Source organism: Aerococcus sp. UMB1112A (assembly GCF_030230715.1).
In the GTDB taxonomy this organism is placed as follows: Bacteria; Bacillota; Bacilli; order Lactobacillales; family Aerococcaceae; genus Aerococcus.
In genome coordinates this window covers 197,081-222,116 of the sequence record NZ_JASPDS010000003.1, presented here as the reverse complement: position 1 = coordinate 222,116, position 25,036 = coordinate 197,081, and the positions used below count along the sequence as shown (strand labels likewise).

Below are 25,036 nucleotides of genomic sequence, written 5' to 3'. Positions count from 1 at the left end.
TCAAGTGCTTCAGCATCTGAATCCGCAAGCTCAAGTGCTTCAGCATCTGAATCCGCAAGCTCAAGTGCTTCAGCATCAGAATCAGCAAGTTCAAGTGCCTCAGCATCTGAATCCGCAAGCTCAAGTGCTTCAGCATCAGAGTCTGCAAGTTCAAGTGCTTCAGCATCTGAGTCCGCAAGCTCCAGTGCATCGGCATCAGAATCAGCAAGTTCAAGTGCTTCAGCATCTGAGTCCGTAAGCTCCAGCGCTTCAACTTCAGAGTCTGCAAGTTCAAGTACTTCGGCATCCGACTCTGCAAGCTCTAGTGCATCGGCTTCAGAATCAGCAAGCATCAGTGCCTCAGCATCAGAGTCCGTAAGCTCTAGCGCCTCAGCATCCGCATCAGCAAGTGCTTCAAGCGCAGCGGTGCAAGCCTCAGAGTCCGCAAGCTCGAGTGCCTCAGCCTCAGAGTCTGTAAGCTCTAGCGCCTCAGTATCCGCATCAGCAAGTGCTTCAAGCGTAGCGGTGCAAGCGTCAGAGTCTGCAAGTTCAAGTGCTTCAGCATCTGAGTCTGTAAGCTCCAGCGCATCAGCTTCAGAGTCTACAAGTTCTAGCGTCTCAGCATCTGCAAGTGCTTCAAGCGCAGCGGTCCAAGCTTCTGAGTCCGCAAGCTCAAGTGCATCGGCATCCGAATCTGCAAGTTCAAGCGCAGCGGTGCAAGCGTCAGAATCTGCAAGTGCGAGTCAATCGATTGCTGAATCAATTTCTTCATCAGAAAGTTCTTCAGCATCTGTTTCAACGAGCATCAGCCAATCTGAATCAAGTGCCGCTCATGTCGCACCAGATTCTACAAGCGATTTTGCATCCGAATCTATGAGCACATCAAGCTCAGCAGCAGTAGCTCCTACGAGTGGGACAGAGTCTAGCTCAGCGAGCGAATCTGATAGCGCAGACGGGTCACAAGTAGCGAGCGACCAGTCTTCAACTTCAAGCAGTGAATCACAGACTGCCCAAAGCTCATTGACCAGCCGTGAGTCATTAACAAACAAAGAAGAGAGCTATGTTGCCCAACCACTTGCTCACCGTCGTCAATCAGCTACCAACCGGGTATTGCCTAAGACAGGGGCACATGCAAGCTTACTTGCACCAAGCCTGCTCTTTGTTCTTGCTGGCCTCGGTATGGTATCAAGCAAACGCAAGAAAAAATAAAAAGCCTAGCTCAGTCTTGCATTAACTAGCAAAGACTTGCTAAGCTTTTAGCAAAGGGGTCCTCTCCTAAGCTAACAATTTTATAAAAACTGTCCTGTAAATCAGACAAGACTATAAGTGAACGTGAATAGTGTATGACAGTGTAGTATTGCGTTGAAGATAATAGGGCTTGGGAGTTTATCTCCCAACCCTTTTATTTTTTATATTGAAGAAAGGATTTATAAACACGTGAGTAGATTACAGCGAATTTTCCATTTATCATTATTACAAGAGAAAATCTTGTTCACCGCACTTATTCTAATTATTCTTATTATCGGAAAAACGCTCCCCTTACCACTTGTTGACCTAGCAACTTTTAATGAGCAGATCCAAGCCGATGACTTTCTATCGGTTGCTCTAAGTGTTACAGGGGGAGATTTGGAACGTGTTTCACTCTTTACTTTAGGTATCGGCCCCTACATGTCAACGATGATTATCTGGCGTTTTATCGCCATGTCGAAATGGTATAAGAAACTAAAGGTTCCAGTCAAACGAGAAACCATTTATCGAAATTTATTAACCCTTGTGATTGGAATTATTCAGGCCCTATCCTTAGTCTTATCTTATCCTTTAATTGATAAAGCTAGCCTAACAGAGGGCTGGAGCCGGCTTATATTGATTATTTTCTTACTGGCGGGTACTTTTTACTTGATTTGGTTAGGCAATAAGAATTCACAATATGGTATTGGAGGCCCGACAATTATTATCTTGTCGAATATGTTGCTTCGCATTCCACGTAACTTTGGTGGCTTGCGAACTTACTTTACGGGTGTAGCCTCGCAAACTGAGTTATACCTCCTTGCCTTCATCTTGTTTTTCTCAGTTTTCACCATGTTAACAACAGTATTGATGGAACGAGGAGAACGCCGTATTCCCTTGAACCGAGTGATGATTAATAATGATTTTGCCGAGAAATCTTACCTGCCTATTAAAGCCAATCCAAGTGGGGGGATGGCTATCATGTATGCGATGACCTTAGCTGCCCTACCGCGTTATATCTTACAGCTTATTTTAGTTTTTAATCCTCAAGCTGCTTGGGCACAGGACTTAATCGTTAAACTAAATACGACCCATCCTCTGGGAGCAGCTTTCTATCTCTTAATGATTATTTTATTAAGTCTAGGTTTTGCTTTTGTTAATGTAGATCCAGAAGACCTAGCAGAAAACCTACAAAAAACAGGGGACTATATATCGGGGCTTAATCCAGGCCAGGAGACATCTAACTACCTCCAGAGAAAGATATTGAATATGGCTATTTTAGGGACCATCTATATGACCTTTATCGTTGGCTTACCCCTTATTCTAGGATTGATTTTTCCTGAATATGCTCGACTTTTCGGTATGTCATCAAGCGTACTCATTCTCTTTTCACTATTTATCATGATTATTGATGAGATTAAAGCTTTAAGCTTACGAGAAAAATATAAACCATTGTTTGAATAAAGGGAGAGGAAGGGACTATGTATTATTTTTTACCCTCTTGGTATGGAAGAAGTCAAGACTGGGGGGAGCCGGACTTATCACGGCACGAACTTCTATTTGACGATACGGTTAATCAGATGCGGCTCTTCCACGAAGCCGATGAAGACATTCAGTTAATTCTTTTAAACTATATGCCCCATCTTAGAAATCGGATGCATGACCAGGTCCTAGACCAAGTCGCTTACTGGTCGCTCTTTGATGAGCTCCAGGGCTTTAGCCAGACGGAATCCAATCCTTTATCGATTGATGACTTATCCTGGCCCCAGCACATTCAATTTGTGCCAACGCCTTTTACCATGCTGGCTTATTTGGATGGCGAACAATATGCAGCGGTCAATTATACGTCAGAAGGTTGGATCCATGATGTGATTTACTACCGAGGAAATCATTGGTCTAAACGCTTGATCTTCGATGACCGGGGCTATCTGTCTAGCAGCTACCATTATGACGACCATGGCCAGGTCCTGAAGCAAGTATTCTTTAATTGTTCGGGACAGGCAGTTTTGATTCATGACCATCGAACATGCCAAGTAAGCCATGAGAATAAAATTTATGACAGTATGACCTCTCTTGTGCAAGACCGATTAAGCACTTATTTGGATCATAATCTGAGGGAAGAAGACGTTCTGGTGCTTGCCAATAACCCCCAGCATGATAGGATATTGGCAGAGGGGCCTAGCCACTATAAGCTGGTTTATTCACTTTATACGAGCCGTCCTTTCCAGCCCCTTCTGCCCTTGATCAATTCGGCAGAACTACTGATGGTGGATACAGAGGAGAAAAAAGACTTACTCCATAAGCAATATCCGCAAGCTGCTGGGAAAACCTTAAATCTAACCCCCTTTGATACCCGTTTGCGTTTAGGGATGAGCCAGCGCGTTAAGGAATTAATCGTGTTCTTCCAAGTGGATGGGGTCAGTGACCAAGTGATTGAGGACTTTCTGACGCTTGTAACGCCAAAAATAAAGAAAGATCCGCGCATAAAAGTCTTATTTGCGGGCTTCCACTTGTCCTATGACCGCGAGCTCGCCCTCCGTGATTCCCTCCAAACTTATGAAGCAAAATTTCACTCCCTGGATAAGGGCGTCGAGGATTTTGAAGATAAGATGCCAGACGAGGAAGAAAGTCCGGTATTTACGGTCAGCCAGCTAGAGACCGATAAAGACTTAATTCAAGCCTTCAAAAGCGTCCGCCTGGTCGTTGACTTGGTAGAAGAGGCAGACCTCTATACCCAGATTGCAGCGATCAGTGCAGGTATTCCACAAATTAATCGCAAAGCCAACCCCTATGTTGACCACCAAAAGAATGGCATGATCGCTAAGAACTCTGATCAGCTTAGCCAAGCTTTAGATTATTACCTGCAGGGCCTTAAACATTGGAATGAAGCCCTTGTATATGCGGTTGAGAAGATTAATCGCTACCATAGCCAAGAGATCATCGATGAATGGAAAAGATATTTAGGAGAGAGTGAAAGTGACAAGAGTCTTACAAATCGGAACAGTTGATTGGTCGCAGGGAGTAGACTTTCTCTGCGAAGTGGAGTGGACTTTTATGGATGTGGAAGACCTCTCGGCGGCTCTTATGGACCTGCTAGCTGAGGACGCTCCAGAGGTCTATTCACTTGTTTTAGTGACGGCGCCCATTCCCAGCGACTGGGCGGCCAGCTTACTGCCCTTCATGGAGGCCTATTGTGTCTTTATTGATAGCACTTACCTCCACTACTACCAAGAGCCTGCCTTCCAAGTCTGGTTTGATTATAAGCAGGCTAAATTTGTCCAGATTAAGGACCGAGAGCACTTTGTCATTGAAATGACCAAGTTATACTTTGATGGGAATTATGGGGAGCGACGAAATATTAGTCAAATCCAGGTCCAAGCGCCTTTTAGGGGACGGTGTCGGATGGAGGGGCACAATGCCTACATAATTGATAGTATTGATGAAATCTTTTGGACCCCCTTGCTTTATTGGAAAGCCAATATCGTTTCCAATCCTGACCGTTACCTAGAATTATGGTTAGAATACCAGGCGACTGCTGACCTGGACCTGCGCTTACGGCTTTACTATATTCGTCAGGGCTCAGGCTATGATGTCATTAAATCCGAAGTGCTTAGCCAAGAGGACTTGATGAGGCCTATCGTCTTGGATTCCACTGAAGCGACCTATGTCACTTGCTGCCTTGAAGTTAAGGGAGAAGGTCAAGTTCAAGTTAGGGACCTCCACCTCCGCCACTCCCGTAAATCTTTTGGCCTCTTTATTGCGGGAGGTCAAGTCTTAAGAGATAGCCAGCGGGAAGAGCTTATTTTTTACTTCCATCCAGGTAATCTGAACCCTCCGCTCAATATCTATTTTTCAGGTTATCGTTCGGCAGAAGGCTTTGAAGGCTTCTGGATGATGAAGAATTTAAACCATCCCTTTATCTTGGTGGGGGACCCGCGTTCGGAAGGGGGCGCTTTTTACCAGGTGAGCCAAGACTTGGAAGAGCTCTTGTTAGCCAAGATCCAGGAGACTTTGGATACTTTAGGCTTTGCGCCCGACCAGCTGATCTTCTCAGGCTTATCCATGGGCACAACGGGGGCCTGTTACTACAGCAGCTTCTTCAACCCCTACGCCTTGATCATTGGGAAGCCTTTGCTGGCTATGGGAAGCATGGCGCAGAAGCAACGCCTGGTTCGACCCGAAGATTTTCAGACCTCATTGGACCTGGTTAACCGCTTTAATTCGGGCGACCTCCAAGCGACACTTGATGCCTTAGACCAGCGGGTAGTTGACCGGATGCGGGCAGGAACTTACCGCGGAACGACCCTGGCTGTTGCCTATATGAAGCAGGATGACTATGATCCGACAGCTTATTATCAGCTCTTGGATATTATGAAAGATAAGACTGCTAAAGTGATCAGCAAGGGCTATCTGGGACGCCATAATGATAATTCACAAGGGATTATTAGCTGGTTTATTAACCAATACCGGCGTTTATTGAAACAATTTAGTGAGGAGGGAGGCAGATAATGGAAGATTATCAGAGCATTCGTTGGGGACAGGTGAGCTATGAGAATTATCTTTATGGGTCAGAGATTATTTGGAAGAGTCCTGACCATGTTTCCTTTACCAACTCCCTCATGCCATCGGGCGAACAGATCCATGCTTGGTCTTCCCAGAGCATCTTTCAAGGAACGAAGACGAGCGCCCAGCTCCCTCTCCTGAAAGTTGGTCAAGTCTACCAGCTCGTATTATTGGGCCAGAGCCAACCAGCAGATCGTTTCTTTTTCAAGCTGACCTTCTATGATTATTATGGTGAAGTATTAGCGGTCAATTACCTCCGCCGACCAACTGATTCCTTTATAGTGCCCAATGCTTATCATTATTATGAAATTGCCCTACATCACGGGGGCTGTTTGTCGCTCGATTTTTACCAAGTGCTGCTTAAAAGAGCTGATGACTCTAGCGAAGATCCTATCGAAGATGCTTACAGCTTGCAGCAAGGAGATTTATCAAGTACCTTCCTCGTCTTTGATGAAGTCGGAAATGGTCCCCAATTCTCTTCATTGAAGGGGGCTAAGGCAGAATGGTCTTATCTGACCTCACTGCTCAGCAATGGTCATCTTTACTTGCAGGAAGAGGCTGCACATTTACTTGACCAGGTCGCGGAGAAACAAGGCGACCTCAAGCTGGTGGGCTATGGACCTATCAGCAATCTGGCTGCCCTTTACCATGGCTATCGCTTATCCTGTCCGACCTATGTGACAGAAGATTTCTTGCCTGCCTCTAGTTATTTAGATATTTACGCGGCCTTTAACTTGTCCAGTGATTTAAAGGGCTTTCTGGCTAATTACCAAGACTTACTGTCTAGCCAGGCTGTCACTATCTATGCACCGGGGCTATTGGAACAAAGTGAGCCTGCTGCAGCTTTCTTGTTAGATTACCGGCCACAATTAAAGCTTTTGAAGAGAGGAGGGGGACTTGATGTCCGTCTTTGATCTGGATCGGGGGCGCTTGCGCCGCCTGAATAAAATTCTTAAAGTCGTGAACCAGGAAGCAGACCACATGGCTGGCCTGTCAGATGGCCAATTGCGTCATAAGACCGATGAGTTTAAGGCCCGCTACCAGGGAGGGGAGAGCCTGGATGAGCTCTTACCCGAAGCCTTCGCTGCTGTCCGTGAAGCGGCCAAGCGTGTCCTAGGCATGTATCCCTACGATGTTCAGGTCCTGGGGGGCATTGTCCTCCATGAGGGCCACATTGCTGAAATGAAGACAGGGGAAGGGAAGACCTTGACGGCGACCCTCCCCCTCTATCTGAACGCTCTGACGGGCAAGAGCGTGATTCTAGTGACAGTCAATGATTATTTAAGCTGCCGTGACGCTGAAGAGATGGGGCCCCTCTACGAATTTATGGGTCTTTCCATCGCCATGGGGGCACCGGAGAATGCAGACGATTTGACGCCTGAAGACAAGCAGGCCATCTATGCTTCAGATATTGTCTATACCACACATTCGAGCCTGGGCTTTGACTATTTGGGAGAGAACCTTGCTGACAGTCAAGACAAGCAGTACCTGCGTGACTTCTACTATGTCATCATTGACGAAGTCGATGCTGTCTTGCTCGATGGGGCAACCAGTCCACTGGTGATCTCAGGCTCTCCCCGTGTCCAGTCCAACCTCTACCAGCTAGCTGATGCCTTTATTGTGAGTTTGGAAGAAGGCAAGGATTATTTTGTCACGGATGAAAAAGATGCGGTTTGGTTGACCCAAGCAGGTATTCAACAGGCCGAAGACTATTTTCGCTTGGAGTGCTTTTACCACAAGGATAATCGCGAACTCGTTCGCCAGGTAACGCTGGCCCTCAAGGCACACTTTCTCTTTGAAAATGAAAAAGATTATGTGGTCCAGGATGATGAAGTCATTCTTCTAGATTCACAGGATGGACGAAAACTTATGGGAACTCGCCTCCAAGCCGGCCAGCACCAGGCTATTGAAGCCAAGGAGCATGTCTCTTTGACAGCGGATAACCGGTCCATGGCTTCCATCACCTATCAGAATTTATTTAAGTTATTTGATAGAATGGCTGGGATGACAGGAACAGGTAAGCCAGCTGAGGAGGAATTTATTTCAACCTATAATATGGAAGTGGTTTCAATTCCTACGAATAAACCAGTGATTCGCCAGGACCTGCCTGATACGATTTTTCGGAGCTTTCCAGAGAAAGTCCAAGCGGCTATCGCCTATATCAAAGAATTGCATAAAACGGGCCAGCCCTTGTTAATCGCTACGGGCTCCGTCCAATTGTCAGCCCTGTATTCCGCCATTCTGCTCAAAGAAGGCATCCCACATAATGTGCTCAATGCCTATAATGCAGTCAAAGAAGCTGAGATGGTGAAGGAAGCCGGGCAATTGGGGGCTGTGACAGTTGCAACAGCCATGGCCGGTCGTGGGACAGATATAAAATTAGGTACTGGAGTAGCCGAATTAGGGGGACTAGCCGTTATAGGAACCGAGCGAATGACCAGTGAACGTGTAGACCTGCAATTGCGCGGACGAGCTGGCCGCCAAGGAGACCCTGGCATGAGTAAGTTTTTTGTTTCCTTAGAAGATGAGCTCATCCATAAATGGGGACCTGAACATATTCGCTACTATTCCGATCAGGATAAAGGCAGACTAGACGGCAAGCCCCTGTCTAATTTTCGCTATCAAAAATATTTTGACCAGGCCCAAGAAGCCAGTGACAGCAGCAGTGAGAGTGCCCGCCAGCAGATCTTGCAGATGGATGAGGATATGCGGATCCAACGGGAATTGATCTACCGTGACCGCAATGCACTTTTGTCAGGTGGGGGCTTAGAAGCCGTAGATATCCCTAACCTTGCACGAAAGGTATTCAAAGACTTCATTAACCAGCTTGATGAGGATGGACGTGTTTTTGCTGTCGAACGTTTTATCTATGACTACTTATCCTACCAGGTCAGTATCGATCGCTCAGCCGTTGAAGGGATGACTGACCGGCAATTGTTGGATTATTTAATGGCCATCTTTGAAGACCAATATACTGCCAAGAAAAGCACCATCAAAAATTCGGCAATTTTTGAAGACTTTATCCGCAAGTGCTTACTCAAAGCCATTGATAGCACTTGGATTGAGCAGGTGGATTACCTCAGTCAGTTTAAACAAGTCGTGATGAGTCGGCGGTCTGCTCAGAGAAATCCTATCTTTGAATACCAACGTGAGGCTCACTGGTCTTACCAAGAGATGAAGCGGCGAATTAATTATGAAATTGTGCGTTATTTGGCCTTGAGCCAGGTGGTTCAGTCTGAAGCAGGCCAGCCTGTGGTTCAATTTGCTTAAGCGTAAGGAGGAAGCTATGACAATCTATAATATTAATTTGGGCATAGGTTGGGCATCCAGTGGGGTAGAATACTCCCAGATTTACCGGTCTAAGATCTTCGACCAGCTCCGGGTGCCAGCTAAGTTTGTCTTTGTTGACTTAATTTTGAATGAGAATATCGCTCATTTCACCCAAAATATGGGCTTTAGGGATGAGGATATCATTTGGCTCTATCTTTATTTTACGGATATTAAAGTACAAGCTACCTCCTATACCCTTAACGATGTGAAGGAAAGCTTAGCTTATCCAATTGAAGAAGAAAAACGCGAAGACAAGCTTGTCCGCCTTTACTATGACCAGGGCCGGCAATTTGCGACTTGCTATCTGGTAGAGGGGTCCACTGACCGGGTGAACCGGGTTGAATTCGTGGTGGATGGCAATTTATTGCGTAAAGATTACTATAACTATACCCGTTTTCTTTCCGAATATTATGCCCCCAAGGATGGGCGGGCCAAGCTTTACCAGCGGCGTTATTTCAATGAAGATGGGTCAGTAGCCTATGAAGAAATTGTAGATGGTAAGCACTCTTGCTATAAGATGCCAGATGCTATCCTCTATAATAAAGAAGAACTCTTTGCCTACTTCATCCAAAAATTAGGGCTGACGGAGGAGGATATAGTGATACTCGACCGAGCGACAGGGACGGGGCAGGCAGTCCTCCAATATGCTCCGCCAGCTAAGATTGGTGTCGTTATCCATGCGGAACATTACAGCCCAGGACCAACAACGGAGGATTATATCTTATGGAACAACTATTATGACTATCAATTTATGCATAGTGAGGCCATTGATTTCTTTATTGCTTCAACCCAAGCTCAAAAAGATCTCCTAGACCAGCAATTGGCCCACTACTACGATAAGAAAGCCCAAGTCTATGCCATTCCTGTGGGGAGCGTGGACCACTTACGCTATCCCCAAGAGGGCCAAAGACAAGACTTTCACCTCATGACAGCTTCCCGCTTAGCCAGTGAGAAGCATATCGATTGGTTAGTCCGAGCGGTTGTTCAAGCTAAAGCTAGCTTACCCGAACTTCATTTTGATATTTATGGTAAAGGCGGCCAGGAAGAGATGCTTACTGATTTAATTAAGGATCTGGGAGCTGAAGATTATATTAAGCTGAAAGGCCACCAAGACCTCTCTGAAGTCTATCAGAACTATGACCTCTACTTGGCAGGATCGACGAGTGAAGGCTTTGGTTTAACGCTCTTAGAGGCCTTGGCAGCAGGCCTTCCCATTATCGGTTTTGAAGTCAACTATGGGAATGTGACCTTTGTAAGGGATGGCTATAATGGCTATTTGATTCCCTACCAGGCCAACCAGCCGACGGAAGCTTATGTTGAGGCCTTGAGCCAGCGCTTGCTCACTTATTATCAGACGGCTGACCGCGAAGCCATGCAAGACCATGCTTATCAACGGGCAGAAGACTTCTTAGAAGAGCGCGTGATCGAGGCCTGGAAGGAACTTATTGAGGAGGTAGGCCATGATTAATTTATTTGACCAAGACAATCAAGACAGTCGAGACCTGGGACGGTCTTTAGAAGCAGCCGGCTTTGATTGGCCCACAGTTGTTTTAACAGATGATGGTTTTCTTGATGACCACTTGGCTAGCCCCTTCCAGTTCTTTATGGGCGAAGAAGATGCGTCTTGTCGGGCACTCTACTTTAATGAACTGCCCGTTCCTGCTTATTGGGAAATTATGGGCGATAATAGTAGTGTTCGCGTAGAAGATCTAGGACAGGTCAAGGCACGTATCTATTACGCAGAGCCCAAGCACAAGCGTCTCATTAATAAGGTCGACTGGTTGGACGAGAAGGGGCGGGTAGCTTTTGTCGATATTTACAACCAGTATGGTCGGCGCTTTAGTCGGATTGCTTTCGATACAGAAGAGCGGATGTCCATTAAGACTTACTATGATACCCAGGGCCGGGAAGCCCTAGTCCATAACTTAGTGACCGATACGCTAAGCCTGAATTATCAAGGACAAACTTACTTTTTTAGAGACCAGGTTGACTTTATTTGCTTTTATTTAAAAGAAGCAGGCTTTGATCTTTCGGGCATGCTGATCAATTCCCTAGCCATGCCCTTCCTCGTCTCCCATCGCTTAGCTTTATCTGGTGAGGATATTCTTTTCTGGCAAGAACCCATTCAAGATACGATTCCAGGGAACATGCAGATGATTTTTGCAGGGACGACGCCAAGGGCTCGGACCGTAATTGTGGATGACGAGACCAATTACCAACGCCTAGAGGGCTTGCTTGCCGAGCAAGAAGCAGGGACTAGCGACCAGTTGAAACATTTAGGCTATATCTATCCAATAGAAGAGCCTGTTCGCAACACAAATGAGGCCTTAGTCTTAACCAATTCAGACCAAGTAGAGTCTTTGGAAGAGCTCTTGCAAGCGTTGCCTGACTGGCACTTCCATGTGGGGGCATTGACTGAGATGTCTGATAAGTTGATGGGCTTGGACCATTTCTCCAATTTGACCCTCTACCCAAATATATCCCAAGACAAGGTAGAAGATCTCTTGAAGCGCTGTAAGGTCTATCTCGATATTAACTATGCAAACGAGATCCTTAATGCCGTACGCCGCGCTTTTGATCACAGGCAGCTGATCCTAGCCTTTCGGGAAACCCTCCACCAAGATAGGTACACAGCAGCTGAACATCGTTTTAACAAAGCAAATGTTGAAGGTTTAATTGCGCACCTAGACCAAGTTGGATTGGACGAGACTTTGTGGATTAGGGGAATTGAAGTCCAGCTAGCTCATGTCGGCCAAACTCGTGTTGAAGATTATCGAGACGTCTTAGCTGGAGGATGCCATGACAAATAAACATAAAAATGTACTAGATCCAGAAATTCAAGAGATGCTAGAGAAGGAGCGGCAAAAACAGGCCAAGGACCAAGAAGAAGCAGACGATAAGTTAAGCAAGCTTCCCATGATTATAGGAGTTCTGATGGGGGTGTCTGTCCTCTTAGGCTTACTACTTTCTTTATTAACGCTCTTTAAGTCATAGGAATGAGGAGAATGCGATGCACACACATATTACTTGCTTATATGGCCATGCCTATACGAGTACAGCCATGCTAGCACAAATTGCGACAGCTGATATTGCTAAAGAGATGGGTTTCGATAAGGTTCCGGTATACTCCTACCCGGTAGAAGCCGATTCAGAATCGGAACTAAGGACACGCCTAGATGGTATTTTTTCCGGCGTAGGTTTTGGTGATTTTATCGTTTTACAATATCCCACTTGGAATAATGTGGAATTTGATCAAGCTATTATTCGGAAGCTGCGAGCTTATCCAAGACTGAAAATTGCTATTTATATCCATGACGTCCTTCCCTTGATGTTCGAACCCAATGCCTATCTGATGCCAACAATGATTGAAATTTATAATATGGCAGATGTCCTCATTGTTCCGACAGAGGCCATGTACCAACGTTTGCGCCAGGAAGGCTTGCAGGTAGACCGTTATGTTGTCCAGGAAATGTGGGACCATCCGATTGACTTAGACCTAGATCGACCTGAATTCATCCGCCAATTTCACTTCGCGGGGGATGTGAATAAATTCAACTTTGCTAAGAACTGGCAGAGCAATCTTCCTTTGAGGGCCTATTCGAGAGACCCTGAAACAGCTCTGCCTGACCAGGTCATTACCTGTGGCTTTATGCGGGATACTGAATTAATCGTCAATCTCGCTAAGGGAGGTTTCGGCTTGGTTTGGGCTGATGATGACCATATCAATGAATATTTCAAATTATGTATCACCCATAAGTTAGGAACTTATCTAGCCGCCGGAATCCCTGTTGTTGTTCCTAGACACCTCTCCAACCATGATATTATTGAAGCCAATCACTTAGGCTTGGTGGCAGACTCCCTTGAAGAAGCCCAAGACTATGTCGCAAACATTTCAGCAGAAGACTATGATGACTTGGTTGACCATGTTGACCGCTACCGCCCTTTAATCACCCAAGGTTTCTATACCAAGCGTGTGCTCACTGAAGCTATTTTCAAGTGTTTGGATAATAGGAGTTAAGGGTTTAAAAGATATTCATATGAGATTATTTTGGACTTAAGGTTATAGAAATGATGTTTTTATCAGTTTGAAGAAAGGACAGGCAAATGACTCCCCAAATTTCAATTATCATTCCAATCTACAAAGTTGAAAAATACCTGATTGAATGCTTAGAATCAGTGAGGAAACAAACTTTTAAAGATTTTGAAGTGATCATGGTTAATGATGGTTCGCCAGATGCTTCTCCCGTTATTGCAGATAATTATTGTCAGAGAGATGAACGCTTTAAGCTGTTTCACCAGGAGAATCAAGGCCTGTCTGCGGCACGGAATTTTGGGACGAGCCATGCTAAAGGTGATTATATTTTCTTCTTGGATTCAGACGATAAGATTGTTGAAAATACACTAGAAATCTTACACCGCATTGCTCAGGATAAGCAGGCAGATATCGTCATTGGAGCCTGCAAATATTTTAATGATGCTGGCGATTACTGGATGATGACGTCAGGAATGCCTACGATAAGGTCCTATGATAGCCATGCTGCTATTAGAAAAGATGAAGATGGGGTGATTCCCTTGTCCTTCACGACAGCATGGTGCAAGTTGGTCAAAGCAGATATTGTGAGTCAGAATTTATTTCCAATAGGGGTCTGGTATGAAGATTCAGCAACAACCTATCGCTGGTATATGGCCGCCTCGGAAATTTATGCCATTGATTTGAACCTGTATGCTTATCGGCAGCACGATAGTTCAATTATGTCGAAAAGTGGTCGAAATCTAGTTAAACACTTCAATGATAATATCAAGAATTTGAGTAAAAAGGTTTCTAAGCTACAGAATTTTGGCTATGATCCTCATGCGACTCTAAACGCTTATATTGACAAATTATACCGGGGTCAGACTTATTATGAAGATTTTGATGACCAAGCAAAAGCTGTTTGGGATACAGACTATGCCAGATACTTCAGTCTGAAGGACTTCTCCCACCATGCTTTCGTCTTAACGCATTCAGCTGAAATCGAACAAGTTGAAGACTTAGCTCGTGCACTTCCTGACCTTTGCATACATATCGCAGCATATACTTTTGTAGCGCCTAACCTCATTGAATTAGCCGAAAAAATGGAAAACGTCTTCATTCACCCACTCGCCCACAACGATCTAATCGAGGACCTGCTAAGTCAAGCCGACATCTACCTAGATATCAACTATTATGACGAAGTCGACGATATTGTCAGCCGCGCCCTCCAAAAGGGCTGCCCGGTGGTTGCCTTTGAATCCACGGTCCATAGATCAGACTTAATCGACAAAGAGAATATTTTTGCAGTAGATGAGCTGGATCAAATGACTGAGCAAATTAATGAACTCGTCTCTGATACTTCTGATGACTAATTGGCAGTATCATCTGATTTGTTCCTAGCCGGAATATAAGATCGTGCACTTCCTTTTGCCTTACAATTTAGACCAGTAAAAAAGCGTTAGCCGGTTTCCGAGAGAACCGCTAACGCTTCTTTCTATTGCTTCAAATATCCTGTAATCAGCTCAACAAAAAAGTGTATTGCCTGGTCAAAGTCGGCTAGGTCCAGGTGTTCGTCGACCTGGTGCTGGGTCTTGCCGGGGCCGAAGATGACTACTTCCAGGCCAGGGTTCTGGCTGGCAATGGCCACGCAGTCTGTGCCGCCGAAGAAGGGGGCGAGCTGGGCTTCCTTGTTGAAAGTTTGCTTATAGGCAGCCTGGCTGGCTTGGATGAGCCGGGCAGACGGGTCTGTTGCCAGGGCGGGCATGTTGGCAATGACACTGAGCTGGATCTTAGGATAGGGGCGGTCAGCGCTGACCTGGTCGACCATCTTCTGGTAGTTGGTTAAGATCTGCCCGTGGTCTTCCTGGGGCAGCGTTCGCCGGTCCAGGCTCATCCAGGCAGAGTCGGGGACGAGGTTAGCCTTGTGTCCGGCGTGGAGGCAGGAGATTTGGAGGGAAGGCTGACCCAGTATGGGGTGGTTGAGCTCGGCTGCTTGGTCTTGGAAGTCTTGGCGGATGGCCAGGGCCAAGTCTAGCAAGGGGCTGAGGGCATTCTGGTCAGGGGATGTAGTGGCCGCATGTCCGGCTTGGCCGAAGCTCTCGAACTTGAGGGAGAGGCCGCCCCGGTGGCCGGTGCAGATGGTGGAGTCAGTAGGTTCGGCACAGATGAGGGCATCGACTTCTGGAACGAGGTCGGCCTGGGCCAGGGCTTCGGCCCCCTTGCCCCCGGATTCTTCATCAGCTGTAATGATGAAGTGGAGGCTGCCGGCTTCAATGGACCCTGCTTGGATGAGCTGGCTGGCGGCAGCGACCAGGGCAACGAGACCGCCCTTCATATCGGAAGCACCCCGTCCATAGATCTTGCCGTCTTTGATTTGGCCCGCAAAGGGAGGATAGGTCCAGGCCTCTTCCTGGCCGCTGGGGACCACATCCAGGTGGCCAGTCAGACCGAGTCGTGGGCCGGGCTGGCCAGAAGACCAGGAGGCGACTAATTGGTCGCGGCCAGGGGCATAGGAACTGGTCTGGCAGTCGAAGCCGAGCTTTTCTAGGTAGGGAATCAATCGGGCGAGGGCTTGGCCTTCCTGACCTTCGACAGTGTTGACTTGGATGAGTTTTTGGAGGAGTTTTAGAGCTTCTTCTGAACGCATGGTGGCTTTCCTTTCTAGTGGTTGGGCGTTTGGTCCGGGCAGGGCCAGAGTTCGGGGATGTCATGGCATGTGGGATGCTTAGGGGTACAGATTTCCCGGCCCATGGCACCCATGGCTTGGTGGGCATGGAGCCAATCTTCTTCCGGGAGGAGCTGGGTCACCCGCTCTTCGATCTCCAGGGTAGAGGCTGAGGGGGCAACGATTTCATGGCGCTTGCAGATCCGGATGACATGGGTATCTACGGCGAAGGCAGGCACTTGGTAGGCGTTGGAGAGGACGACATTGGCGCACTTACGGCCGATCCCGGGCAGGGTCTCCAATTCTTTTTGGCTCTGGGGGACCTGGCCGTCGAAGTCTTCGAGGAGTTTTTGGGCGCACTTAATCATGTACTTGGACCGGTTATTGTAGAGGCCCAGGGGCTTGATATAGGGGATAACTTCCTCCTGGCTGGCCTGGGCCAGGTCTTTGGGCTCGGGGAAGGCAGCGAAGAGGGCAGGGGTCAGCTCGTTCACCTTGGCATCGGTCGTCTGGGCGCTCAACATGGCGGCGATGAGGAGCTGGTAGGGGTTCTCGAAGTTGAGAGCAGATTGGGTATGGGGGTAGAGTGCCATAATGGCCTCGATGACTTGGCGGGCACACTGGTCAGATAGCATGGTGATTTCCTCCTTAGCTATATCTTCAAAAAAACTTCTATGCTAAAATTATAGCTAAAGTTCATCGCTAAAGCACGGAAATCCCTCGACTGGGGGATTAAGGAGGAAAAGATTTGAACGAAAAACAACCTAGTGTCAGAGAAGACATGGTCCGAAGTATCGGTGTCGCCTTTGCCTATTCCGCCATGATGTTTATCGGCATCTTAGTTTATATGGTCGTTTACCTGCTGGTTAAAGCCGGTATCCAGGGTGATTTCAGCGTTGACCAGGCGACTAGCGATACCATGGAGACGGGCTGGCCCTATCTTATCGCCTGTGCCCTAAGTTTCTTGCTTTTGACCTATCTCCACCGCAAGCGGCCCATTGTTTGGCGGCGAGCTGAGGCGCCTCAGATGACAGGCAAGGGTTTTGGCCAATTGCTGGCTGTCTTTATGATGGGCCAGCTCCTTTTTACCGGCCTAGCGAATGTGGGCGAGATCATAGCCAATGCCCTGGGCTATACCATCCTGCCTGAGGTGGAGATGGCATCGGCAGGAAGTCCAAGCTGGTCTATGTTCCTCTACGCCAGCTTCGTAGGCCCATCTTAGAAGAAATAGCCTTCCGCGGCACCATCCTGCCTTACCTAACCAAGCATGGCCAGCTCTTTGCGATTACGATCTCCGCCTTTTTCTTTGGACTGATGCACCTGAATATTATCCAGTCGCCCTTCGCCTTCCTGATTGGCCTGGTGCTCGGCTATGTGAGTCTGACTTACGGGCTCTTTTGGGCAGTGGTCCTCCATATTATTAATAATTTTGTCTTCGGAGATATCCTCTTCCAGCTCTTGTCCCCCTTCTCTCCAGCTGTCCAAGATGGGGTTAACAATCTGATTTCCTTCGTCTTCTTCCTAGCCGGCGCCTGGGTCCTCTACCGGAACCGGGAGGCCATTAAGGCTTATCTGAAGACTTATCGGACGACACCTGCCACCTACCGCCAGGCCCTGGTATACTGGCCCTTCCTACTCTATACGGGCCTAGCCCTCTGGCAAATGATTGCAAGTTTACAGCCCCTTTAGGAGGTTACTATGACAAGAAAAGTTATTCTAGACCTTGATCCCGGTATTGATGATAGTCTGGCCCTGATCTATACGGCCCTCAGCCCAGAGCTTGAGATCTTAGGCATTACGACGGTATCGGGCAATGTTGATGCAGACCAAGGCGCCCGGAATGCCAGCTATCTCTCTGACTTCCTAGGCTTGGACCAGGTCCCCATCTACGAGGGCGCACACCACCCGCTCGTCCGCCCCTACCGTGATGCCCGGGATACCCATGGTGAAGATGGCCTAGGGGAAGCCGTCTGGGCCAAGGAAAAACGAGTCCAGGACCAATCCGCCCTTGACTTTATCCAGGAAGCCTTGACCAAGTATCCAGGCGAAGTCGACATCCTAGCCCTGGGTCCCTTGACTAATCTAGCCCAAGTGGAAGAGGCTCAGCCTGGTCTCTTAGCTCAAGCCAAGTCCTTGCGCATTATGGGCGGGGCCTACCAGGTCCAAGGTAACTGTTCCCCCTATGCGGAGTACAATTTCTGGTGCGATCCCGAGGCAGCTCGTCGGGTCTTTGCCAGTGACCTGCCAAAGACCTATCTTTATCCTCTCGATGTGACCTATCAGATCCTCATGACCCCCAACTGCCGGGAATTGATCCGCCAATTCGATACAGACCTGGGACGCTTAATCTATGCCATCACCCGTTTCTATGTGGACTTCCACTGGCAGGCTGAGCGGACATTGGGCTGTGTCATCAATGATCCCCTGGTGCCAGTCGATATGGTGGAAGGAATTTGTAACTTTATCCCCGCCGACATCGAGATTGTGACCAGTGGTGAGCGTGATGCCCAGTCTGTTGTCCAGCCCCGGCCAGATGGCAAGGTCCAAGTCGGTCAAGCGGTTGACGCTAGAGCCTTCTTCGAGCTCTTTTTAAAGCTGGTCTTCCCCGACCACAGCCAAGACATCCAGCGCGCCCTAGACAAGGGCTGGCTCTAACTCACAAATGAAAAACGCACGCCAACAAGCTTCTACAGACTTGTTGACGTGCGAATTTTTGTTTAAGCATAAGGATTATTTTGACAGCTTGGTGAACCACCAACAGCGGAAGGGATGCTCCTTCATACAAAAATTGTTAATAGGCTTGATTAATCATAGAAGTTAATCCGCTTGCTGATGGGGTAGATGATAAAGCCGCCCACAATCATTGCCAAGGCCTCGGTTCCTGCCATGTTAAGGTAGAGGGGCCAAATTGGACCGTCATAACCTAGGAAGACCACCAAGAAAGTGATGGTGAACATGGATAGGGAGAAAACAATGGTCAAGACGATGTACTTAATGATCATCGGGTCAATCTTGAAATTGATGTGTTTAACTACCTGCTCACCCAGCCAGCGTCCGATCCAGAGAAAGATGAAGGTGGAGATACTGCCCACAATCATATCCCAAATCCCGTAACTAAAGTAGTTGACAATGAAGACCCCCACCGTGATGGCATAGATATAGCGCTTGTTGTAGAGGCCCAAGAAGTTGAGCCCTTCCGACAGGCGGATCCCAATTGGCCCAAAGGTTAAGGGTGCCAGTAAGAGGGACATGGCCACATAGAGGGCTGCAATGATGGCAGCCTTGGTCAGGTCTAAAGTGCGGGCCGAGGAAGCCCCGTGTATTTGTTTTTGCATAATATCGTCTCCTTTATAGTGGCGGCGGACCGCCCTAGTGATAACTACGACCAAAGGACAAAGAGTAGCTTAATCTACTGAAGAATCGTAGTGCCAGCTTTCTTCAAAGCTAACAGTCCTATTCTAGCGGACCTTAGTGAAAAATACAATATTGAAAAGTTGAAAGTAGGCAAAAGAAAAAGCTAGGCGATCGGCCTAGCTGAACTGTTGTAGTCTTTAGAAGGATTAGAAGTCAAGCTGTTCGCGCTTAACTTTGCCTTTTTCATTGAAGTAGAATTTAGTTACTTTATCGGTATAAGGTACAGCGTCGCCACCGGTTCCGTTCTTCTTAAGGGCGATTTCGTGGAAGACCTTATCTGAAGTTCCATGTTCTTTGGTGAAGCGTTTTAATAATTTTTGTAAAGAAACAGGTTGTTCAGGGTCTTTTAGAGAAACAAAGGCTGCGCCAGGTGTTTCGATAGCTTTGTAAATTAATTCTTCTAAGTCAACTTTAGGGTTACCAGGGATTAAGTAGTAGTCCGCTTCTTTTTCAAAAGCAGATTCATCCTTAACTTGAACCGCAGAGTGCTCGGACTTAGCAGCACCTGAAATGGCCGCAAAGAGTGGACGGCTACCAGTTGACCGGTGACCAGCAATAATTACGGATTCTTTATTTTGAATGGCTTCTTCTAAGTAATTACCAACAGTTTCGTTGAATAAACCGCTTTCAACATTACGTTCAATAAATTTATTCATATTCTAAGTCCTCCTCAAAATGATCAATCGACACAGGCTTCGACTAGGTAGTGGGGTCTAAGCTTGCTAGGGTTCTGTTACTACCATTAATAATATTAGATAAGGGTCCTCAGGGCTAAGTGAAAACGCTAACTTATCTAATTAACTTGATTATAACACAAATTTTTCTTGTTTTTAAGCCAGGCCTACGATTTATCTTGATTTAGCCTTGTGTCTGTGCTGATGGGCTTTCGCTTGGGTGGAATGTGATTGATATAATAGCTGAGCCTTATTGCTTTACAATGGTAAGCGAACAATTTAAGATGGCATTAAGGAATAAATAATATTAAGAATTTAAGGAGGACGTTTGTATGCAATCTACATTTAATGATTTAATTCAAAAACGCCGCTCAATTTATGGTCTAGGCAAGGATATTGAGGCATCAAACGAGGAAATTACAGCCCTCGTCAAAGATATCATCCAACATAGCCCTTCTGCCTTCAATAACCAAACAACTCGCGCGGTCGTTTTATTTGAAGGCTCCCATGATAAATTATGGGAAATTGTCTGGGACCATGTCAAGGACGCTAACCCTAATGCAACGGAAGAAGATGTGGAAAATACCCGCCAAAAGATTGCTTCTTTCCAAGCTGGCTATGGAACGATCTTATTCTTTGAAGACCAAGAAATTGTGCGTGAGTATGAAGAAAAATTTGCACTCTATGCGGAAAACTTCCAACCTTGGTCTGAACAAGCCAATGGGGCGGCAACCATGAATGTGTGGACTGCCTTAGCTGAACAAGGGATTGGGGCTTCTCTCCAACACTACAATCCACTTATTGATGAAGACGTTCGTCAAACTTGGGACCTACCAGAAACTTGGAAGCTAAGAAGTCAAATGCCATTCGGGTCGATCGAAGCTGCCCCTGGCGACAAGGACTTCTATCCAATCGATGCACGGGTGCTTGCTTTTAACTAGTATACAAAGCTGGGTAAAATCTACCCAGTTTTTTTATTGCTTATAGATATCATAGTTAAGAAGTATCGTGTCTTGGCTGAAAACTTATGTACAATTATGACAAGTCAATGAGAAACTGTTATAATAAAAAGTAGAGAATATTCGTTCAGAAGATAGGGCGAACTAATTACTCAATTGAAAATCATAAAGATGAATGGAGTGGAATGTTATGTCAGAATACATTGATCGTGTACTCAAAGAGACAGAAGAGAAAAATAGCCACGAACCAGAATTTATTCAGGCTGTGGAAGAATTACTATCAACAATCGAGCCTGTGATTGAGGCCCATCCTGAATATGAAGCGAATGGTATCCTTGAACGTATGGTGGAACCAGACCGTGTCATTGAATTCCGTGTTTCTTGGGTAGACGACGAAGGCAAGGTCCAAGTTAACCGGGGTTACCGTGTCCAATTCAACAGCGCAATCGGGCCTTACAAGGGTGGCTTACGTTTCCATCCATCTGTGAACTTATCCGTTGTGAAGTTTTTAGGCTTTGAACAAACTTTCAAGAACTCCTTAACAACTCTATCTTTAGGTGGGGGCAAGGGTGGCTCTGACTTCGATCCACGCGGCAAGTCAGATAATGAAATCATGCGTTTCTGCCAAGCCTTTATGACCGAACTCTACCGCCATATTGGTCCAGATACTGACGTTCCAGCAGGCGATATCGGTGTCGGCGGCCGTGAAGTAGGTTACCTGTTTGGTCAATACAAACGTATCGTTGGTGCCTTCGAAAATGGTGTCTTGACTGGCAAAGGTTTAGAGTATGGGGGCAGCTTGATCCGTCCTGAAGCAACAGGCTATGGTGCCGTTTACTTCGCTAACGAGATCTTCAAGCACGAAGGGGAAAGCATTGAAGGCAAGACCTTCTTGGTTTCTGGTTTCGGTAATGTGGCTTGGGGGACCTGTACCAAGGTTGCTGAACTCGGCGGTAAGGTTGTGACCCTATCTGGCCCTGATGGCTACATCTATGACGAAGATGGGATCAATACCCAAGAAAAATTAGACTTCATGCTTGAAATGCGTAATAGTGGCAATGACCGTGTCCAAGACTATGCGGATAAATTCGGTGTACCATTCTACGCTGGTGAAAAACCATGGGGCGTAAAAGCTGACGTCGCCATGCCATGTGCTACTCAAAATGATATTGACCTAGAAGAAGCTAAGCAATTAGCTGAAAACAATGTGAAATATCTGATTGAAGTGGCTAATATGCCATCTACCAAGGCAGCCATTGACTATCTCAAAGAAAATACCGATACTATTATTGCACCATCTAAGGCAGTTAATGCAGGTGGGGTAGCTGTGTCTGGTCTTGAAATGGCTCAAAATAGTGCTAAACGTGCTTGGAAGGCTGAAGAAGTGGATGCGGAATTACACCGTATTATGGAAAATATCCACCATGCGGCTGCAAGCGCTGCTGAAGAAGCAGGCTTAGGCTATGACTTGATTGCTGGGGCTAACATCGCTGGCTTCAAGAAAGTTGCTTCCGCCATGTTGCAAGAAGGCGTCTACTAAAAATAAAACATAGTGATTCTAAAAGGCCTCCCTATCGCTGGAATAGGGAGGCCTTTTCTGTTCTTGACTTAATTGTAAGAGAGTGTGACAAAAGTCGTTCAGGCCTGAACCACTGGAGCGAACTATGTCCAATCGTTTGCAAACGATTGGACATAGTTCGTGAAGTGGATGTCAGGACTGACTTTTGGAACAGATTTTTGAAAAAGGTTCGTTTTTTAAAAAGAGGTTGGAACTTTTGTCCCAGCCTCTTTAAATCTTGCTGAGATCAAATTCTGTCCAAATCCCGCTTGCAGGCGGCAGGGATTGGATGCTGAGGGGTTCTTTTTTGACGGGGTGGATGAATTGGACTTGGTAGGCCCAGAGTGCGATCTGTTGGCCGACTTGGTTGACAGCCGCCCCGTATTTTTGGTCACCGTAGAGGGGATGGCCCAGATGCTGCATCTGAACGCGGATCTGGTGGGATCGTCCTGTCTGTAGTTGGATGCGCACTAGGCTGAAGTCTTGGCTTTGGTCGAGGACCTGGTAGTTAAGTTGGGCTTTCTTAGCTTGTTTGTGTTGGGGGGAGACGACATAGGATTGGTTTTTTCTCTTATCCTTCCACAAGTAATCGGTCAATTGCCCGGAATCTTTCCTGGGATGGCCGTGAACGACAGCGAGGTAAGAGCGGTCGATAGCCCGACGTCTGAGAGCGTCCGATAGTCGGCTGGCCGCTTTGGAAGTTTTAGCGAAGATAATCAGTCCTGCTACCGGTCGGTCCAAGCGATGGACTAAGCCCAGGTAGACATTGCCTGGTTTCTCATCTCTTTCTTTGATAAATTGTTTGTAGAAGGTCAGTAAGTCGAGATCTTGGCTGTTATCCGCTTGGACGGGCATATTGGCGGGCTTTTCCACAATGAGTAGGTGGTTGTCTTCGTAGTAAATTTTGGCTTGCACACGCGTTCTCCTTTCTTGGAATTTACCTCCATTGTATCATTAGCTTCCTGTAAAAAGCTAAGGTCAGGTCTTTTGGGAAAAGTCAGGTCCTTTTTTTAAATAACAAAATATTTTTGCAAAAATCTGTCCCAAAAGTCAGTCTTGATATTTAGTTCACGAACTATAGCTGTTTGACGCGCAGCGAGTTACAGATATAGTATGCGTTAGCTGGTTTAGGCCTAACTGACTTTTGTCACACTCTCGTCATGTGTTATACTTACTAGTAAGAATAAGCGTTAAGGAGTGACGAATAAGATGGCAATCTTAGTGACAGGTGGGACAGGCTACATTGGGTCTCACACCAGTATTGAATTAATCCAAGCGGGTTATGAGGTAGTAATCGTTGATGACTATTCCAATTCCAAGCCAACTGTCTTGGACCGGATTGAGGCTTTAGCTGGTCAGCGCCCAAGTTTTTATTGCATTAATGTCTTAGACAAGGAAGCTTTGGGTCAGGTCTTTGACCAGCATGAGATTGAGGCAGTGATCCATTTTGCAGCCTTTAAGGCAGTTGGGGACTCTGTAGCTAAACCACTAGAATATTATGAGAATAACCTGGGTGGTCTGCTGTCAGTACTTCAAGTGATGCGCCAACACGATGTGAAGCGAATTGTCTTCTCTTCTAGCGCCACTGTTTATGGGATGACTAATCCTTCGCCTCTAACAGAGGACCTGCCTGTTTCTGCTACCAATCCCTACGGCTATACCAAGGTTATGAATGAGCAAATCTTGAGTGACCTCTATACGTCTGATGCCGAGTGGTCGATCCTCCGTTTGCGTTACTTCAATCCTATTGGTGCCCATGAATCAGGCATGATTGGGGAAGATCCTCAGGGGGTGCCTAATAATATCATGCCTTATATCACCCAAGTGGCCATTGGCAAGTTAGACCAGCTCCATGTTTTCGGTGATGACTACAATACCCCAGATGGGACAGGCGTTCGCGACTATATCCATGTGGTGGACCTGGCTAAAGGACACGTCGCAGCCGTTGCCTATGCCCTGGGCCATACTGGCTTGGAGACCGTCAACCTAGGTCGGGGACAGGGCTATTCTGTGCTGGATTTAATCCATACCTTCAAAGAGGTCAACCAAGTCGACATTCCTTATACGATTGATGACCGCCGCCCTGGGGATGTGGCGACTTGTTACGCTGATGCGAGCTATGCCAAAGAGCTCTTTGATTGGGTGGCAGAGAAGGACTTAGCAGATATGTGCCGGGACTCTTGGCGCTGGCAAGAAAAGAATCCCCAAGGTTTTGGCCAAGATTAAAGCGGAAGTTTGCGCTAGAAAGTAGGTTGGTTGATGGCAGAAGAACGTTCCCCTAAAAAGAAGTCTCTTCTTTATCTAGGCGGGTCCCTGCTTGCCTTACTTGGTCTTTATCTTTTCTTCCAAGGGACAACGCCTGACTTGAGCGCGGATCCCGACAATCCCTTGGGCCTGACCAAGACGGCGGATGCCATTAAGCCCCGCGTAACTTATTCAGCGACGCCTATCATCGATCCCTCAGCCTTGACGCCTGAGTTCGACCTCAAAGAGCTAGACCCAGACCAGGTGGATCAGCAAGAAGAAGCCGCCATCCCACCTGAGCTGCCGCCGACGATCGATCAAATTGATAAGCCTAATTTAGATCAATTAGAAGCAGACTATGAAAGAAAATTCGGTCGACCTTAAGCTTGACATATAGATAAAAAGGCTGCC

At 46.8% G+C, this 25,036-nt stretch carries 23 protein-coding genes and 1 pseudogene; 18 read left to right on the top strand and 6 right to left on the bottom strand.

All coding sequences use genetic code 11. The features are described 5' to 3' along the window. Positions 1-332, bottom strand: a pseudogene (locus tag QP860_RS03200) (hypothetical protein); the annotation flags it as partial. Between the two features lie 361 nt (positions 333-693). Between QP860_RS03200 and QP860_RS03195 the strand changes: the two are divergent. The 11 genes from QP860_RS03195 (at position 694) to QP860_RS03145 (ending at position 14,484) form a co-directional block, all read left to right on the top strand. Then, positions 694-1,188 (top strand): LPXTG cell wall anchor domain-containing protein, encoded by a 495-nt coding sequence (locus QP860_RS03195; RefSeq protein WP_284912167.1) that lies wholly within the window; start codon positions 694-696, stop codon positions 1,186-1,188. A gap of 228 nt (positions 1,189-1,416) precedes the next feature. Next, positions 1,417-2,670 carry an accessory Sec system protein translocase subunit SecY2 gene (gene secY2 / locus QP860_RS03190; RefSeq protein ID WP_168162718.1) on the top strand — a complete coding sequence of 418 codons (1,254 nt, stop codon included), beginning with the start codon at positions 1,417-1,419 and terminating at the stop codon, positions 2,668-2,670. A gap of 17 nt (positions 2,671-2,687) precedes the next feature. Continuing rightward, the gene (gene asp1 / locus QP860_RS03185; RefSeq protein WP_070618753.1) at positions 2,688-4,214 is read left to right on the top strand and encodes an accessory Sec system protein Asp1; all 1,527 of its coding nucleotides are present in this window, start codon (positions 2,688-2,690) and stop codon (positions 4,212-4,214) included. After that, a complete protein-coding gene (asp2, locus tag QP860_RS03180; RefSeq protein ID WP_168162717.1) occupies positions 4,183-5,715 on the top strand; it encodes an accessory Sec system protein Asp2 in 1,533 nt (510 codons plus the stop codon). Before asp1 ends, asp2 begins: the two co-directional genes overlap by 32 nt. Continuing rightward, on the top strand, positions 5,715-6,683 hold the full coding sequence (gene asp3, locus QP860_RS03175; protein WP_070618747.1) for an accessory Sec system protein Asp3: 969 nt from the start codon (positions 5,715-5,717) through the stop codon (positions 6,681-6,683). Before asp2 ends, asp3 begins: the two co-directional genes overlap by 1 nt. Continuing rightward, positions 6,670-9,039 (top strand): accessory Sec system translocase SecA2, encoded by a 2,370-nt coding sequence (gene secA2, locus QP860_RS03170; RefSeq protein ID WP_284912166.1) that lies wholly within the window; start codon positions 6,670-6,672, stop codon positions 9,037-9,039. Before asp3 ends, secA2 begins: the two co-directional genes overlap by 14 nt. Before the next feature lie 16 nt (positions 9,040-9,055). Continuing rightward, entirely contained in the window at positions 9,056-10,567 is a 1,512-nt protein-coding gene (gene gtfA, locus QP860_RS03165) for an accessory Sec system glycosyltransferase GtfA (protein WP_284912165.1), read from the top strand. Then, a complete protein-coding gene (gene gtfB, locus QP860_RS03160) occupies positions 10,560-11,909 on the top strand; it encodes an accessory Sec system glycosylation chaperone GtfB (RefSeq protein WP_284912164.1) in 1,350 nt (449 codons plus the stop codon). The genes gtfA and gtfB overlap by 8 nt, the downstream gene beginning before the upstream one ends. After that, the gene (locus tag QP860_RS03155) at positions 11,899-12,093 is read left to right on the top strand and encodes a hypothetical protein (RefSeq protein WP_070618735.1); all 195 of its coding nucleotides are present in this window, start codon (positions 11,899-11,901) and stop codon (positions 12,091-12,093) included. The genes gtfB and QP860_RS03155 overlap by 11 nt, the downstream gene beginning before the upstream one ends. 16 nt (positions 12,094-12,109) lie before the next feature. After that, a complete protein-coding gene (locus QP860_RS03150; protein ID WP_284912163.1) occupies positions 12,110-13,117 on the top strand; it encodes a sugar transferase in 1,008 nt (335 codons plus the stop codon). 86 nt (positions 13,118-13,203) lie between these two features. Beyond that, positions 13,204-14,484, top strand: coding sequence for a glycosyltransferase (locus QP860_RS03145; protein ID WP_070618729.1), 1,281 nt, complete (start codon positions 13,204-13,206; stop codon positions 14,482-14,484). A 122-nt stretch (positions 14,485-14,606) separates the two neighbouring features. On the opposite strand, the gene QP860_RS03140 is transcribed toward QP860_RS03145, so the two are convergent. Together QP860_RS03140 and nth are read right to left on the bottom strand one after the other, a co-directional pair. Next, complete coding sequence (locus tag QP860_RS03140) at positions 14,607-15,758, bottom strand: M20 family metallopeptidase (RefSeq protein WP_070618726.1); 1,152 nt, start codon at positions 15,756-15,758, stop codon at positions 14,607-14,609. A gap of 14 nt (positions 15,759-15,772) precedes the next feature. Next, entirely contained in the window at positions 15,773-16,411 is a 639-nt protein-coding gene (gene nth, locus QP860_RS03135) for an endonuclease III (protein ID WP_070618723.1), read from the bottom strand. A gap of 113 nt (positions 16,412-16,524) precedes the next feature. Between nth and QP860_RS03130 the strand changes: the two genes are divergently transcribed. Genes QP860_RS03130 through QP860_RS03120 form a run of 3 tightly spaced genes read left to right on the top strand, consistent with a single transcriptional unit; the run spans position 16,525 to position 18,431 of the window. Next, entirely contained in the window at positions 16,525-16,998 is a 474-nt protein-coding gene (locus tag QP860_RS03130; RefSeq protein WP_284912162.1) for a hypothetical protein, read from the top strand. Further along, a complete protein-coding gene (locus tag QP860_RS03125) occupies positions 16,938-17,465 on the top strand; it encodes a CPBP family intramembrane glutamic endopeptidase (RefSeq protein ID WP_350338473.1) in 528 nt (175 codons plus the stop codon). The genes QP860_RS03130 and QP860_RS03125 overlap by 61 nt, the downstream gene beginning before the upstream one ends. A 9-nt stretch (positions 17,466-17,474) precedes the next feature. Then, a complete protein-coding gene (locus QP860_RS03120; RefSeq protein ID WP_070618717.1) occupies positions 17,475-18,431 on the top strand; it encodes a nucleoside hydrolase in 957 nt (318 codons plus the stop codon). A 149-nt stretch (positions 18,432-18,580) separates the two neighbouring features. Here QP860_RS03120 and QP860_RS03115 read toward each other — a convergent pair whose 3' ends face one another. Both QP860_RS03115 and QP860_RS03110 read right to left on the bottom strand, forming a co-directional pair. Continuing rightward, the gene (locus QP860_RS03115) at positions 18,581-19,111 is read right to left on the bottom strand and encodes a QueT transporter family protein (RefSeq protein WP_070618714.1); all 531 of its coding nucleotides are present in this window, start codon (positions 19,109-19,111) and stop codon (positions 18,581-18,583) included. A 225-nt stretch (positions 19,112-19,336) separates the two neighbouring features. Continuing rightward, complete coding sequence (locus QP860_RS03110) at positions 19,337-19,846, bottom strand: hypothetical protein (protein WP_070618712.1); 510 nt, start codon at positions 19,844-19,846, stop codon at positions 19,337-19,339. 350 nt (positions 19,847-20,196) lie between these two features. On the opposite strand from QP860_RS03110, the gene QP860_RS03105 reads away from it, so the two are divergent. Further along, positions 20,197-20,805: a nitroreductase family protein gene (locus QP860_RS03105; protein ID WP_070618709.1), complete on the top strand. Its 609-nt coding sequence runs from the start codon at positions 20,197-20,199 to the stop codon at positions 20,803-20,805. Between the two features lie 208 nt (positions 20,806-21,013). Further along, on the top strand, positions 21,014-22,363 hold the full coding sequence (gene gdhA / locus QP860_RS03100; protein WP_070618706.1) for an NADP-specific glutamate dehydrogenase: 1,350 nt from the start codon (positions 21,014-21,016) through the stop codon (positions 22,361-22,363). A gap of 249 nt (positions 22,364-22,612) precedes the next feature. Here gdhA and QP860_RS03095 read toward each other — a convergent pair whose 3' ends face one another. Further along, positions 22,613-23,296 carry an RluA family pseudouridine synthase gene (locus QP860_RS03095; RefSeq protein ID WP_141744594.1) on the bottom strand — a complete coding sequence of 228 codons (684 nt, stop codon included), beginning with the start codon at positions 23,294-23,296 and terminating at the stop codon, positions 22,613-22,615. A gap of 294 nt (positions 23,297-23,590) precedes the next feature. On the opposite strand from QP860_RS03095, the gene galE reads away from it, so the two are divergent. Then, positions 23,591-24,607 carry a UDP-glucose 4-epimerase GalE gene (gene galE / locus QP860_RS03090; RefSeq protein WP_070618703.1) on the top strand — a complete coding sequence of 339 codons (1,017 nt, stop codon included), beginning with the start codon at positions 23,591-23,593 and terminating at the stop codon, positions 24,605-24,607. A gap of 33 nt (positions 24,608-24,640) precedes the next feature. Then, entirely contained in the window at positions 24,641-25,009 is a 369-nt protein-coding gene (locus QP860_RS03085) for a hypothetical protein (RefSeq protein WP_284912161.1), read from the top strand. Positions 25,010-25,036 lie beyond the last annotated feature (27 nt).

Bases quoted from the DNA above. Each gene is read 5' to 3' on its own strand.
- asp1 (WP_070618753.1), top strand. From the start codon at position 2,688: ATGTATTATTTTTTACCCTCTTGGTATGGAAGAAGTCAAGACTGGGGG.
- asp3 (WP_070618747.1), top strand. From the start codon at position 5,715: ATGGAAGATTATCAGAGCATTCGTTGGGGACAGGTGAGCTATGAGAAT.
- secA2 (WP_284912166.1), top strand. From the start codon at position 6,670: ATGTCCGTCTTTGATCTGGATCGGGGGCGCTTGCGCCGCCTGAATAAA.
- gtfA (WP_284912165.1), top strand. From the start codon at position 9,056: ATGACAATCTATAATATTAATTTGGGCATAGGTTGGGCATCCAGTGGG.
- gtfB (WP_284912164.1), top strand. From the start codon at position 10,560: ATGATTAATTTATTTGACCAAGACAATCAAGACAGTCGAGACCTGGGA.
- QP860_RS03155 (WP_070618735.1), top strand. From the start codon at position 11,899: ATGACAAATAAACATAAAAATGTACTAGATCCAGAAATTCAAGAGATG.
- QP860_RS03150 (WP_284912163.1), top strand. From the start codon at position 12,110: ATGCACACACATATTACTTGCTTATATGGCCATGCCTATACGAGTACA.
- QP860_RS03145 (WP_070618729.1), top strand. From the start codon at position 13,204: ATGACTCCCCAAATTTCAATTATCATTCCAATCTACAAAGTTGAAAAA.
- QP860_RS03140 (WP_070618726.1), bottom strand. From the start codon at position 15,758: ATGCGTTCAGAAGAAGCTCTAAAACTCCTCCAAAAACTCATCCAAGTC.
- nth (WP_070618723.1), bottom strand. From the start codon at position 16,411: ATGCTATCTGACCAGTGTGCCCGCCAAGTCATCGAGGCCATTATGGCA.
- QP860_RS03120 (WP_070618717.1), top strand. From the start codon at position 17,475: ATGACAAGAAAAGTTATTCTAGACCTTGATCCCGGTATTGATGATAGT.
- QP860_RS03115 (WP_070618714.1), bottom strand. From the start codon at position 19,111: ATGCAAAAACAAATACACGGGGCTTCCTCGGCCCGCACTTTAGACCTG.
- QP860_RS03110 (WP_070618712.1), bottom strand. From the start codon at position 19,846: ATGAATAAATTTATTGAACGTAATGTTGAAAGCGGTTTATTCAACGAA.
- QP860_RS03105 (WP_070618709.1), top strand. From the start codon at position 20,197: ATGCAATCTACATTTAATGATTTAATTCAAAAACGCCGCTCAATTTAT.
- gdhA (WP_070618706.1), top strand. From the start codon at position 21,014: ATGTCAGAATACATTGATCGTGTACTCAAAGAGACAGAAGAGAAAAAT.
- galE (WP_070618703.1), top strand. From the start codon at position 23,591: ATGGCAATCTTAGTGACAGGTGGGACAGGCTACATTGGGTCTCACACC.
- QP860_RS03085 (WP_284912161.1), top strand. From the start codon at position 24,641: ATGGCAGAAGAACGTTCCCCTAAAAAGAAGTCTCTTCTTTATCTAGGC.